The organism is Monashia sp. HAY1-2A, assembly GCF_056755315.1.
The window spans coordinates 49,289-61,241 of the sequence record NZ_JBNDHY010000002.1; the positions used below are offsets into that span (position 1 = coordinate 49,289).

The 11,953-nt window shown below is 73.0% G+C and carries 17 protein-coding genes and 1 riboswitch; of the genes, 14 read left to right on the top strand and 3 right to left on the bottom strand.

Annotated elements, in window-relative coordinates; all coding sequences use genetic code 11:
- The first annotated feature begins 200 nt into the window (after nt 1-200).
- The 11 genes from ACPYOM_RS00615 (at nt 201) to ACPYOM_RS00665 (ending at nt 8,054) form a co-directional block, all read left to right on the top strand.
- Nucleotides 201-557, top strand: coding sequence for a VOC family protein (locus ACPYOM_RS00615; RefSeq protein ID WP_481343624.1), 357 nt, complete (start codon nt 201-203; stop codon nt 555-557).
- Nucleotides 558-598: 41 nt separating this feature from the next.
- Nucleotides 599-1,255 (top strand): ribulose-phosphate 3-epimerase, encoded by a 657-nt coding sequence (gene rpe, locus ACPYOM_RS00620; RefSeq protein WP_481343625.1) that lies wholly within the window; start codon nt 599-601, stop codon nt 1,253-1,255.
- A 91-nt stretch (nt 1,256-1,346) separates the two neighbouring features.
- Nucleotides 1,347-1,475: riboswitch (FMN riboswitch) on the top strand.
- Between the two features lie 120 nt (nt 1,476-1,595).
- On the top strand, nt 1,596-2,360 hold the full coding sequence (gene pnuC, locus ACPYOM_RS00625; protein ID WP_481344480.1) for a nicotinamide riboside transporter PnuC: 765 nt from the start codon (nt 1,596-1,598) through the stop codon (nt 2,358-2,360).
- A gap of 12 nt (nt 2,361-2,372) precedes the next feature.
- Nucleotides 2,373-3,386 carry a bifunctional diaminohydroxyphosphoribosylaminopyrimidine deaminase/5-amino-6-(5-phosphoribosylamino)uracil reductase RibD gene (gene ribD, locus ACPYOM_RS00630; RefSeq protein ID WP_481344481.1) on the top strand — a complete coding sequence of 338 codons (1,014 nt, stop codon included), beginning with the start codon at nt 2,373-2,375 and terminating at the stop codon, nt 3,384-3,386.
- A 4-nt stretch (nt 3,387-3,390) separates the two neighbouring features.
- Entirely contained in the window at nt 3,391-4,008 is a 618-nt protein-coding gene (locus tag ACPYOM_RS00635; RefSeq protein ID WP_481344482.1) for a riboflavin synthase, read from the top strand.
- Complete coding sequence (gene ribB / locus ACPYOM_RS00640) at nt 4,005-5,288, top strand: 3,4-dihydroxy-2-butanone-4-phosphate synthase (protein ID WP_481344483.1); 1,284 nt, start codon at nt 4,005-4,007, stop codon at nt 5,286-5,288. The genes ACPYOM_RS00635 and ribB overlap by 4 nt, the downstream gene beginning before the upstream one ends.
- Nucleotides 5,285-5,812, top strand: a complete 528-nt coding sequence (gene ribH / locus ACPYOM_RS00645) for a 6,7-dimethyl-8-ribityllumazine synthase (RefSeq protein WP_481344484.1) — start codon at nt 5,285-5,287, stop codon at nt 5,810-5,812. The genes ribB and ribH overlap by 4 nt, the downstream gene beginning before the upstream one ends.
- Before the next feature lie 44 nt (nt 5,813-5,856).
- Nucleotides 5,857-6,120 carry a phosphoribosyl-ATP diphosphatase gene (locus tag ACPYOM_RS00650; protein WP_481342554.1) on the top strand — a complete coding sequence of 88 codons (264 nt, stop codon included), beginning with the start codon at nt 5,857-5,859 and terminating at the stop codon, nt 6,118-6,120.
- Nucleotides 6,121-6,163: 43 nt separating this feature from the next.
- The gene (gene hisG, locus ACPYOM_RS00655) at nt 6,164-7,009 is read left to right on the top strand and encodes an ATP phosphoribosyltransferase (protein WP_481342555.1); all 846 of its coding nucleotides are present in this window, start codon (nt 6,164-6,166) and stop codon (nt 7,007-7,009) included.
- Nucleotides 7,006-7,506 (top strand): PH domain-containing protein, encoded by a 501-nt coding sequence (locus ACPYOM_RS00660; protein WP_481342556.1) that lies wholly within the window; start codon nt 7,006-7,008, stop codon nt 7,504-7,506. Before hisG ends, ACPYOM_RS00660 begins: the two co-directional genes overlap by 4 nt.
- Nucleotides 7,503-8,054 carry a flavin reductase family protein gene (locus ACPYOM_RS00665; protein ID WP_481342557.1) on the top strand — a complete coding sequence of 184 codons (552 nt, stop codon included), beginning with the start codon at nt 7,503-7,505 and terminating at the stop codon, nt 8,052-8,054. The genes ACPYOM_RS00660 and ACPYOM_RS00665 overlap by 4 nt, the downstream gene beginning before the upstream one ends.
- A gap of 267 nt (nt 8,055-8,321) precedes the next feature.
- On the opposite strand, the gene ACPYOM_RS00670 is transcribed toward ACPYOM_RS00665, so the two are convergent.
- The gene (locus ACPYOM_RS00670; protein ID WP_481344485.1) at nt 8,322-8,498 is read right to left on the bottom strand and encodes a hypothetical protein; all 177 of its coding nucleotides are present in this window, start codon (nt 8,496-8,498) and stop codon (nt 8,322-8,324) included.
- A 29-nt stretch (nt 8,499-8,527) separates the two neighbouring features.
- Between ACPYOM_RS00670 and ACPYOM_RS00675 the strand changes: the two genes are divergently transcribed.
- On the top strand, nt 8,528-8,710 hold the full coding sequence (locus ACPYOM_RS00675) for a hypothetical protein (RefSeq protein ID WP_481342559.1): 183 nt from the start codon (nt 8,528-8,530) through the stop codon (nt 8,708-8,710).
- Between the two features lie 52 nt (nt 8,711-8,762).
- Here ACPYOM_RS00675 and ACPYOM_RS00680 read toward each other — a convergent pair whose 3' ends face one another.
- Together ACPYOM_RS00680 and ACPYOM_RS00685 are read right to left on the bottom strand one after the other, a co-directional pair.
- Nucleotides 8,763-9,311, bottom strand: coding sequence for a VanZ family protein (locus ACPYOM_RS00680; RefSeq protein ID WP_481344486.1), 549 nt, complete (start codon nt 9,309-9,311; stop codon nt 8,763-8,765).
- Nucleotides 9,308-9,994, bottom strand: coding sequence for a M15 family metallopeptidase (locus tag ACPYOM_RS00685; protein WP_481344487.1), 687 nt, complete (start codon nt 9,992-9,994; stop codon nt 9,308-9,310). Before ACPYOM_RS00685 ends, ACPYOM_RS00680 begins: the two co-directional genes overlap by 4 nt.
- A gap of 88 nt (nt 9,995-10,082) precedes the next feature.
- On the opposite strand from ACPYOM_RS00685, the gene ACPYOM_RS00690 reads away from it, so the two are divergent.
- Nucleotides 10,083-10,775 carry a response regulator transcription factor gene (locus tag ACPYOM_RS00690; protein WP_481342562.1) on the top strand — a complete coding sequence of 231 codons (693 nt, stop codon included), beginning with the start codon at nt 10,083-10,085 and terminating at the stop codon, nt 10,773-10,775.
- A 10-nt stretch (nt 10,776-10,785) separates the two neighbouring features.
- Nucleotides 10,786-11,916 (top strand): sensor histidine kinase, encoded by a 1,131-nt coding sequence (locus ACPYOM_RS00695; RefSeq protein WP_481344504.1) that lies wholly within the window; start codon nt 10,786-10,788, stop codon nt 11,914-11,916.
- Nucleotides 11,917-11,953: the final 37 nt, after the last annotated feature.

An 11,953-nucleotide genomic window follows, 5' to 3' on the forward strand; every position in this document is an offset into this window, starting at 1 on the left:
CAGGTGCGCCCCAGGCGCGCGCGTGCGCCAGAGGCGCACACCTCTGCCGCCAGTGCTGCACCCTTCCGCCAGAGGTGCGCCGTGCACCGGCCCCTCCTGCCGCAAGCGCGCACTCCTGTCGGTGACGCCCTCGAGTCGCCGTGCAGCCGCCCGCCCGCTGCGGACGCCGAACGTCCGGAACTGCCGATACGGTCCGGGTCATGGCCATCGCCCGCTATCCCAGCTTCGTCATCGACTGCCCTGACGCGGCCGCTCTCGCAACGTTCTACGGTGCCCTGCTCGACTGGTCGGTCGAGGTGTCCGACGGGTGGGGCGAGGTGCGCGCCGAGAACGGCCAGTGCATCTGCTTCCAGCAGGTCGAGGGCTACCAGGCCCCGGAGTGGCCCGGCCAGCAGGTGCCGCAGCAGATGCACGTCGACGTCGTCGTCGACGACCTCGACGCCGCCGAGCCCGACGTCCTCGCCCTCGGTGCGACGCGGCACGACCATCAGCCCGGCACGAGCTTCCGGGTCTTCCTCGACCCGGCCGGCCACCCGTTCTGCCTCTGCGTGGACTGACGCCCCGCGGCCGCGCCTGGGACGGCCCCTAGGCTGTGCGCGTGCAGATCTCCCCGAGCATCCTGTCCGCGGACTTCGCCAACCTCGAGTCCGAGCTGCGCCGCATCGGCAACGCCGACTGGGCCCACGTCGACGTCATGGACGCCCACTTCGTGCCCAACCTGACCCTCGGCCTTCCCGTCGTCGAGGCCCTGCTCAAGGTCAGCCCGGTCCCGGTCGACGCGCACCTGATGATCGAGGACCCCGACCGGTGGGCGCCGATGTACGCCGAGGCCGGCTGCCAGTCGGTGACCTTCCACGTGGAGGCGGCACGGGACGCCCGCGCGCTGGCCCGGACGCTGCGGGCGGCCGGTGCCCGCGCGTCGATGGCGATCAAGCCGGGTACGCCGTTCGCGCCGTACGAGGACCTCCTTCCCGAGCTCGACATGGTCCTCGTCATGACCGTCGAGCCCGGGTTCGGCGGCCAGTCGTTCATGGCCGACCAGATGCCCAAGGTCGCGCAGGTGCGCGAGGCCGTGCGGCGCCACGGCGGCGAGATCTGGGTGCAGGTCGACGGTGGCGTCAGCGCTGACACGATCGAGCAGTGCGCCGAGGCCGGTGCCGACGTGTTCGTCGCCGGATCGGCCGTCTACGGGGCCGAGGACGCGGCCGCCGCGGTCGAGCAGCTGCGCCTCCTCGCCGAGCGCCATCGCCACTGACCCCTCGCCCGCGAAGTCCCGCGAAGACCGTGGTCGGCGTCACCGTGGACGCCGGGTGCAGGGCAGCGTGGGCCGGGTGCATACTGGGAGGCACGTGCTCCGGGGTCGGTGTAATTCCGAGCCGGCGGTTACAGTCCGCGACCCGACCGCATCCAGCGGCCGGTTGACCTGGTGAGATTCCAGGACCGACGGTGAAAGTCCGGATGGGAGGCAGCACGAGACAGGCCGTCGTCGGCCGGTGCGCGCGCACCCGTGAGGTCCGCGCCAGCCAGACCCGACCTGTGGAGTACCCCCGGAGTTCGTCCGACACACACCACGAACCTCCGAGGACGAACACCACATGGTCACACTCGCAGCAGCGGGCGCATCGCAGAACCTGTTCCAGCAGGTCCTCGACGCCGCCATCCCCATCGGTCCCTACCAGCTGCACTGGACCGAGCTCGTCGGCGTCCTCATCGGCGTCGCGTCCGCCTACCTCGGGATGAAGCGCCTCGTCTGGGCCTGGCCCGTCGGGATCGTCGCCAACATCCTGCTCTTCTTCGTCTACACCGGCGCCCTCTTCGGTGCCGACCAGCGCATCCCGCTCTTCGGCCAGGCCGGCCGGCAGATCTTCTTCATCGTCACGAGCGTCTACGGCTGGTGGCGCTGGAGCCAGGTGCGCCGGCTCAACCACGCCGGTGACGCGTCTGGGGTGGCCATCACCCCGCGCTGGGCCACCGGGCGCGAGCGCACCGTGTCGGTCGCGTTCTGGCTCGTGGGCACCGTCATCGCCGCGCAGGTCTTCCGGATGCTGTCCGAGGCCGCCCCCAACCCGTTCTGGGCGCCGCAGTGGTGGTTCTTCTGGTGCGACGCGTGGATCTTCGTCGGCTCGATCGTCGCCACGTACGCGATGGCCCGCGGCTGGAACGAGTTCTGGCTCGCGTGGATCGCCGTCGACCTCGTCGGGGTGCCGCTCGGTTTCGCCACCGACTACGTGCCGACGTCGGTGCTCTACATCTTCTACGGCCTGTTCGTCGTCTACGGCTTCCTCCAGTGGGTCAAGGTGACTCGCACGAGCGACCGCGTCGACGTCGAGCCCGACCTCACCCCCGCCAAGACCGGCTGACCGGAGCACCACATGCGTGACACGGTGGCCACGGCCTGGATGCGGCGAGCACTCCACCTCGCCGCGTCCGGCCCGTGGCCCGACCCCAACCCGCGCGTCGGCTGCGTCCTCGTCGCACCCGACGGCACCGTCGCCGGGGAGGGGTTCCACCACGGGGCCGGGACGCCCCACGCCGAGATCGACGCCCTCGCCGACGCGCGGGAGCGCGCCGTCGGCGCGACCGCCTACGTGACGCTCGAGCCGTGCGCCCACCACGGGCGTACCGGGCCCTGCGCGGCGGCCCTCGTCGAGGCCGGCGTGGCCCGGGTCGTCTTCGCCCAGAGCGACCCGAACCCCGACGCCGCCGGCGGGGCCGAGCACCTGCACGCGGCCGGGGTCGAGGTCACCGGTGGGCTGCTCGCCGACGAGGCGGCCGAGCTCAACGCCCGCTGGGCGCGCACGGTCGCGCTCGGCCGCCCCCTCGTGACGTGGAAGTTCGCCGCCACGCTCGACGGGCGCAGCGCCGCCGCCGACGGCACGAGCCGCTGGATCACCGGTCCGGGCGCCCGGGCCGACGTGCACCGGCTGCGCTCGACCCGTGACGCGGTCCTCGTCGGCACCGGCACCCTCCTCGCCGACGACCCGCGTCTGACCGTGCGCGACGCGTCGGGCACCGACGTCCCCGTCCAACCGCTCCGCGTCGTCATGGGCCTGCGCGACGTGCCCGCCTCCGCGGCCGTGCACGCCGGGCCCGGCGACGTGCTGCACCTGCGCACGCATGATCCCAAGGAGGCCTTGGAGCGGCTGTGGGACAAGGGGATCCGTGACGTCTGGCTCGAGGGAGGGCCGACGCTCGCGGGTGCCTTCCTCGCCGCTGGGCTCGTCGACGACGTCTACGCCTATCTCGCGCCGGCCCTCCTGGGGTCCGGTCCGACCGCCGTGGCCGACCTCGGGGTCGGCACGGTCGCCGACACCCTCCGCCTGCACACCACGGACGTGACGCTCGTCGACGGAGACGTGCGCATCCACGCCACCACCAAGGAGTAGTCCCATGTTCACCGGAATCGTCGAGGAGCTCGGCACCGTCGCGGCCATCGAGCACGGCGCGGACTCCGCCGTGCTCCGCATCACCGGTCCGCTCGTCGTGTCCGACGCCGTGCACGGCGCCTCGATCGCCGTCAACGGCGTGTGCCTGACCGTGACCGAGCACGACGCCGAGGGCTTCGCCGTCGACGTCATGGCCGAGACGCTCCGCCGCAGCTCGCTCGGCGCGCTGCGCGCGGGCGACCGCGTCAACCTGGAGCGCGCCATGCCCGCCGACGGACGCTTCGGCGGCCACGTCGTGCAGGGTCACGTCGACGGCACCGCGACGATCACGGGGCGCACGCCCGGCGACCGCTGGGAGACCGTCGAGCTGACGCTCCCCGCCGACCTCGCCGGCTACGTCGTCGAGAAGGGCTCGATCACGGTCGACGGCGTCTCGCTCACGGTCGCGTCGGTCACCGACGATGCCTTCACCGTCTCGCTCATCCCGACGACGCTCGCACTGACGACCCTGGGGCACAAGGGAACCGGTGAGGTCGTCAACCTCGAGGTCGACGTCATCGCCAAGTACGTCGAACGTCTGCTCCGGTACCGACCGGCCGCCCGCGAGGAGGTCGCGCCATGAGCGGCCTGTCGACGGTCGAGGAGGCCCTCGACGCGCTGCGCGCCGGCCGGCCCGTGCTCGTCCTCGACGACGAGGACCGCGAGAACGAGGGCGATCTCGTGCTGGCCGCCGCGACCGCCACCGAGGAGTGGATGGCATGGACGATCCGGCACTCGTCGGGTTACCTCTGCGCGCCGGTACCGGACGCCGTGGCGGACCGCCTCGACCTGCCGCTCATGGTCGCCGAGAACCGCGACCCGCTCCGGACGGCCTACACGGTCTCGGTGGACGCCGCGTCGGGGGTCACGACGGGGATCAGCGCGGCCGACCGCCTGCGCACCGCGCAGGTGCTCGCGGACCCCGCGTCGACTCCCGCGGACCTCATCCGCCCCGGACACATCCTGCCGCTGCGCGCCCGACCGGGAGGCGTGCTGACGCGAGCCGGGCACACCGAGGCCGCGGTCGACCTGACGCGCCTGGCCGGCCTCGAGCCCGTGGGCGTCATCGGTGAGCTCGTCCACGACGACGGCCGGATGATGCGCTTCGACGCCGTCGTGGCGCTCGGCCGTGAGTTCGGTCTGCCGGTCGTCACCATCGAACAGCTCGTCGAGCACCGCCAGCGCCACGACCGCGTCGAGCGGCTCGCCACGACCCGGATCCCCACGGTCCACGGCACCTTCACCGCGCACGGCTATCGCGACACCCTGACCGGCGACGAGCACGTCGCGCTCGTCAGTCCCCGCGGCCTGCAGGGTCTCACCGGGACCGGCCCGGTGCTGACCCGGATGCATTCCGAGTGCCTGACCGGCGACGCCTTCGGCTCGCTGCGCTGCGACTGCGGTCCGCAGCTGCAGGCGTCGCTGTCGCGCGTCGGCGCCGAGGGGGGCGTCGTCGTCTACCTCGGCGGGCACGAGGGGCGCGGTGTCGGGCTCGTCGACAAGCTGCGGGCCTACGCCCAGCAGGACCGCGGCGCCGACACCGTCGACGCGCAGACCGCGCTCGGGCTGCCGGTCGACGCGCGCGAGTACGCCGCCGGCGCCGCCATGCTGCACGACCTGGGGGTGGAGGCCGTCGTGCTGCTGACGAACAACCCGCGCAAGGTCCAGGCGCTGCGCCACCTCGGCCTCGACGTCGTGGCCGTGGAGGGGCTGCACGGTCCGGTGGGTCGCGACAACGAGCAGTACCTCATCACCAAGCGCGAGCGCCTCGGCCACGACATCCCGACCGGTGGCGGCCCGGTGCCCGGGCGGCACCCACAGCAACACCGACAGCACCATGAACACGGACAGGAGACGGCATGAAGGACGGCGCCCCCACCATCAGGACCGACGGGCGGGGCCTGCGCGTCGCCGTCGTCGCCGCGAGCTGGCACCAGACGGTCATGGACGGGCTGCTCGACGGCGCCCGCCGGGGCCTGCGCGACGCCGGGGTCGAGCACGTCGACGTCGTGCGGGTGCCGGGCACCTTCGAGCTACCGGTCGCCTGCGCGCGACTCGCGGAGTGGTACGACGCGCTCGTGGCCCTCGGCGTCGTCATCCGCGGCGGCACGCCACACTTCGAGTACGTCTGCCAGGCCGCGACCGTCGGGCTGACCGACGTCGCGGTCCGAACCGGCACGCCGGTCGGTTTCGGCGTGCTGACCTGTGACGACGAGCAGCAGGCCCTCGACCGCGCCGGCCTGCCCGGTTCGGCCGAGGACAAGGGGCACGAGGCGGCCACCGCGGCGGTCGCCACCGTCGTCGCCCTCGCGCGCGTGGCGCCGCCCGGAGCCGGAGGCAGCGGGGGCCCCCGCGTCGTCCCGGCGGCCCGGTCCGCCACGGAGTGAGCGGGGTCGGGGCGGTGAGCACGGCCCCCGTACGCTTGGGCCTCGTGAAGACCTTCGAACAGCTGTTTGCCGAGCTCGCCGACAAGGCGGCGACGCGGCCCGAGGGCTCGGGCACCGTCGCGGCCCTCGACGCCGGGGTGCACGCCATCGGCAAGAAGATCGTCGAGGAGGCCGCCGAGGTGTGGATGGCCGCGGAGCACCAGACCACGGACGAGGCCGCCGAGGAGATCAGCCAGCTGCTCTACCATCTGCAGGTCCTCATGCTCGCCAAGGGCATCTCGCTCGACGACGTGTACGCGCACCTCTGAGGCGCGGGCCGCTCACCGCCACAACGACTTCCGAGGACCACCCATGCTCCGCATCGCCGTGCCCAACAAGGGCTCCCTGTCCGAGGCGACCGTCGACATGCTCCGCGAGGCGGGCTACCGGACGCGTCGCGACACCAAGGAGCTCGTCGTCACCGACCACGACAACGACGTCGAGTTCTTCTACCTGCGCCCCCGCGACATCGCCGTCTACGTCGGCTCCGGCACCGTCGACGCCGGTGTCACCGGCCGCGACCTGCTGCTCGACTCCGGCTCCGGCGCCATCGAGGTCATGACGCTCGGGTTCGGCGCGTCGACGTTCCGGTACGCCGCACGCCCGGGGCACGTCGCGTCGATCGAGGAGATCGCCGGCAAGCGCGTCGCCACGTCGTACGCCGGGCTCGTGCGCTCGGACCTCGAGCGGCGCGGCGTGACCGGAGAGGTCGTGCGTCTCGACGGTGCGGTCGAGACCGCGATCACCCTCGGCGTCGCCGACGTCATCGCCGACGTCGTCGAGACCGGCACGACGCTGCGCCAGCAGGGCCTCGAGGTCTTCGGCGAGCCGATCCTGCACTCGGAGGCCGTCCTCGTGCGCGGAGACCGGCCCGGAGAGGACCAGGCCGTCGCGGTCCTCCAGCGTCGCCTGGCCGGCGTCATCACCGCCCGCACCTACGTCATGCTCGACTACGACTGCCCGCGCGAGCTCGTCGACCGGGCCACCGAGCTGACGCCCGGCCTCGAGTCACCGACGGTGTCGCCGCTGCAGGACGAGGCCTGGGTCGCCGTCCGCGCGATGGTGCCGCAGGTGGGGCGCAACCGCCTCATGGACGAGCTCTACGACCTCGGGGCGCGAGCCATCCTCGTCACCGACATCGCCGCGTGCCGGCTGTGAGCGACGACCCCGCCCCCGTCGCCCCGCACCACGAGGGTGACGCGCTGGCGCCGTTCCGCCCGCGCCGCGGACGGGTCGTCGCCCTCGTCGCGGTGTGGGGCTCCCTCGTGCTCTTCGGCGCCATCGCACTGCTCATGCCGGCCCAGACCATCGGTCACTGGGGCCTCGTCGACCGTCTCATGCTCTTCGGCCTCGGCGTCGTCCTCGCCGCGGTCGCGTGGCGCTACGCGACGATCGTCGCGGTGCCGAGCCGTGACGGGCTCGTCGTGCGCAACCTCGTCGTGACCCGGACGCTCGAGTGGGCGGAGGTCGTGGGCGTGCAGTTCGGCGGCGGTGAGCCCTGGGTCAGCCTCGACCTCGAGGACGGTGACACCGTGGCCGTCATGGCGATCCAGAAGGCCGACGGCGACGTCGCCGGGCACGAGGCCTCGCGGCTCGCGGCGCTCGTGCAGGCGTTCGGCGAGGCCCGGGAGCCGGGGCAGGGAGAGCGACCGTGACCGACGTGACGCCGGTCGACCCCTCGCCGGAGCACCTGCGCCACGCGCTCGGGCACTTCGCGACCGGGGTCACGATCGTCACCGGATACGCGGCGGACGGCGAACCGGTCGGTTTCGCGTGCCAGTCCTTCGCCTCGGTGTCCCTGCGCCCGCCGCTCGTCCTCTTCTGTGCCGACCACCGCGGGCGGTCCTGGCCGCGGATGCGCGACCAGGCACGCTTCACCGTCAACGTCCTCGAGCACGAGCAGCGTGACGTCGTGGCCCGGTTCGGCTCGAGGGCGGGACGTCGCTTCGACGGGCTGGAGTGGACACCCTCCGAGCACGGCGGTCCGAGCCTCCCGGGGGCCATCGTCCGCGTGCACTGCACCGTGGAGCAGGTGCACGTGGCCGGTGACCACGACGTCGTCATCGGTCGCGTCCGCGGCCTCGAGGACGGCGAGGCCGGCCGGCCGATGCTCTTCTACCGGGGCCGGTTCACGGTCACCGAGCGGCGTGGCAGCTCTGCCCGCGACGACGCAGCCGAGCCGATGGACGACTACTGGGGCTGAGCCCTGCAGGCACCGCAGCGCCGGCGGCCGTCGGTACGGCACGGTCCCGGACGGCATCGAGGAGGTCCACGGACCCGAGAACCCAGCCGACGCCGAGCCGGGCGAGACGCCGAGCGCCGGGCGGGTGACCCTCGCGGCGCTCAGCATTGCTCCGTGTGGCGAGTCACCATCCGTGCCGCGCCAGCCGGCTCGTGCCGTGGAGCAATGCTGAGCGGTCGGGGTGTCCCGATCCCGCTGAGGGCGTCATCGCGCGCGCCGAGGCGCGACTCAGGCGAGCACCTTGTACGTGACGACGAGGCGCACCTGGCCGATGTCGTAGTCGTTGGTGTAGTAGGCGTTGGGGACGTAGAGGGTTGCCTCCACCTGACGCGTCGAGCTGACCAGACCAGCAGGCGACACCGACCCGATCGTGCGCCAGGCGTTGGACGTTCCGGTGAGTCGCACCCGGGGACCTGCGCGGGTACCGTCGAACGATGAGCGACGGACCCGCGGAGGACCGCGTCGAGGCGCGCGCAGAGCTCCTACCGGAGGAGCAGGCCGCGGGCAGCGACGACCCCGAGACCCAGGCACGGGCCATCCTCGCCGAGTCGGACGAGCGCACCGAGGATCCCGAACGGACACGACACGAGTCCACGCAGACGCCGGACGAGCACTGACGCGACGGCGCACCGGGCGTCACCGGCTCCGGCGATGGCCCGCGGCGTCCGGTCACCCCCTGCCCGGGCTGTCCAGACGCGCCAGGGGCCCGGCGTCACGCACGTGCACCACCTGCCACGGCGAGGCGACGTAGAGGGCTGCGCCGACCACGGCGACCGCGGTCCCGACCACGCAGACCCGGACCAGCACCGCGACGGTCCGGACCCGGAGCCGGCGCCGGACGAGGGCGAGCACAGCGAGTCCGGCCAGAGCACCGGCGGTGTTGACGATGATGTCGGTGGTGTCCGACCTCCCCACACCGAGCACGTACTGCGCGAGCTCCAGGGCCAGGCTGGCCCCCGCTGCGGTTGGAGCGACCGTCCGTCCCGGTCGCTCCCGGCGCAGGAGACCCAGGTACACGCCGAACGGGACGAAGAGCAGGAGGTTCGCCGCGACCTCGGACGGCGCGCTGGCACCGGCCTGCCGGGTCGCCACGAACGGAACGAGCTTGACGACGCGCTCGCTGCCGGTCCACGGGACGTCGAGCTTCCACAGCACGGCCCACCCGAGGAGGGCGAGGTAGAGGCCGAACAGCGCGCCGAGGCGGCGTCGGCCCGTCACTGCTGCATCCGGGGGTCGTGCGACGGGTCGCTGAACATCGCCGGGCAGCCACGCTCGCCGGCATCGGCGCGGAGCTCGTAGTGCCAGGGCTCGTTGGCGTAGACCTGGCACAGGCCGTATGTCGCCCCGTGCTGCGAGAGCCACGTGGTGGCGTCGAGCTCCCCGACGTCGACCGCCTCTCCCGCGACGTGGGGGGACGCGGCTGCGTCGGCGACCCAGCGGGAGGCCTCCGCACCCGTGCCGTACCTGGTGACCGCCTCGTCGCGCAGCCGGTCCTGGTAGGCCGCCGAGCGCCAGCCGCTGTTGACGAAGATCGTGACCCCCTGCCGCTCGGCAGCCGTCGTGGCCCTGCGGAGGGCGCGGACCAGGGCCGGGTCGAGCTTGCTCAGGGCCGGGAACCCGGTGTCGAACGCCGTGACACCGTCAGGGAGCCGACCGTCCGCGACGCCGAGTCCGTGCGTGTCGCCGGTCAGCTCACCGGGGGCGTGGAGGGAGGCAGTCGCTCGGATGCGCTCGTAGGAGGCGTGCACGGACGGCTCGGCAACCCCGGGTGGTGCTGCCGACCCATCGGCCGGCGCGCGGCAGGCGGTGACGCCCACCAGCACGATGACGATGCCGAGGACGGTGGGCAGGGCCGACCGACGGCGGTGCCGTCGCGCCGAGGAGTGCTGGAACGGGAACATGCCGCCCAGCCAAGCCCGGGCCGCGTTGCCGGCGCGTATGCCGTTTTCGATACGCGGACGATAGGGGCGCGGTCCCTATCCTTGGCGCATGCGCGTGTTGGTCGTCGAGGACGAGCCCCTGCTCGCAGGAGCCATCCGTGACGGCCTGCGGCTGGAGGCGATCGCGGCCGACACGGCCGGGGACGGCGACCTCGCCCTGGAGCTGCTGGCCGTCAACGCGTACGACATCGCCGTGCTCGACCGCGACGTCCCTGGACCCAGCGGCGACGAGATCGCCAGGCACATCGTCGAGTCCGGTGCCGGGACGCCGATCCTCATGCTGACGGCGGCCGACCGCATCGAGGACAAGGCCTCGGGCTTCGAGCTCGGCGCCGACGACTACCTCACCAAGCCGTTCGAGCTGAGGGAGCTCGTGCTCCGCCTCCGGGCGCTCGACCGCCGGCGCACCCACAGCCGACCACCGGTGCGCGAGATCGCAGGTCTGAGGCTCGACCCGTTCCGCCGCGAGGTCTACCGCGACGGTCGGTACGTCGGCCTCACCCGGAAGCAGTTCGCGGTGCTCGAGGTCCTCGTGGGTGCGGACGGCGGTGTCGTCAGCGCCGAAGAGCTGCTCGAGCGGGCCTGGGACGAGAACGCCGACCCGTTCACCAACGCCGTCCGCATCACGGTCTCGGCGCTGCGCAAGCGACTCGGCGAACCGTGGGTCATCGCCACGGTTCCCGGCGTCGGCTACCGCATCGACGCAGGGCCGGACGCCGGTCGGGGCGGTCCGGGTGCCTAGGCCGCCGGGCCTGAGCGTCCGCCTCAAGCTCACGCTCAGCTACACGGGCTTCCTCATGGTCGCGGGCACCTTGCTGCTGGCGACGGTCTGGGTCTTCCTCCTGCGCTACGTGCCCGAGCACACGCGCACCGGTCCGGGCCTGCCGGGCCCCTTCACCCCGACGCGCTCCGACCTCCTCGATGCGTTCACGCCGCGCGCCGTCCAGGCGCTGACGTTCCTTCTCGCGTTCGGCCTCGTCGGGGGGTGGCTGCTTGCCGGACGGATGCTGGCGCCCCTGAGCCGGATCACCGAGGCGACCCGCGTCGCGGCCACCGGCTCGCTGGCGCACCGGGTCCGGCTCGAGGGCCGCAGCGACGAGTTCCGTGAGCTCGCAGACGCCTTCGACACCATGCTCGCGCGGCTCGAGGCACACGTCGCCGAACAGCGGCGCTTCGCCGCCAACGCCTCGCACGAGCTGCGCACCCCCCTCGCGATCACCCAGACCCTCCTCGAGGTGGCCCGCAAGGACCCGGACCACGACCACGGGCAGCTCGTCGGACGGCTCCTCGACCTCAACGCCAGGGCAGTCCGGCTCACCGAGGCGCTGCTCCTGCTCAGCCGGTCCGGCCAGCGCTCCTTCACCCGGGAGGAGGTCGACCTGTCACTGCTCGCGGAGGACGCCGCCGAGACGCTGCTCCCGCTGGCAGAGGAGCGTGGTGTCGCCATCGAGACCTCGGGCGACACCGCCTCGACGCTCGGGTCGCCGGTGCTCCTGCAACAGATGACGACGAACCTCGCGCACAACGCGATCGTCCACAACCTGCCTCGGGGCGGCACGGTGTGGGTCACGACCAGCGCGCCGACCGAGGGGAGCGTCGTGCTCACCGTCGAGAGCACCGGTGAGCACCTCGACGCCGCCCTGGTCGGCACGCTCGCCGAGCCCTTCCAACGCGGGGCCGGACGCACGCGAACCGAGCACGCCGGTGTCGGCCTCGGCCTCGCCATCGTGGACAGCATCGTCCGGGCACACGACGGGACCCTCACGCTCACCCCGCGTCCGGGTGGCGGACTGCACGTCGCCGTCCGGCTGCCTGCCGCCGGGGCTCGCCCGCGCCATCCCCACCAGGCCTCGGGGACCTCCGCGTCATCGTGCGAGACGTGAGTGCCGTGGCAAGGCCCGGCCCCGCTCAACCGGTGGC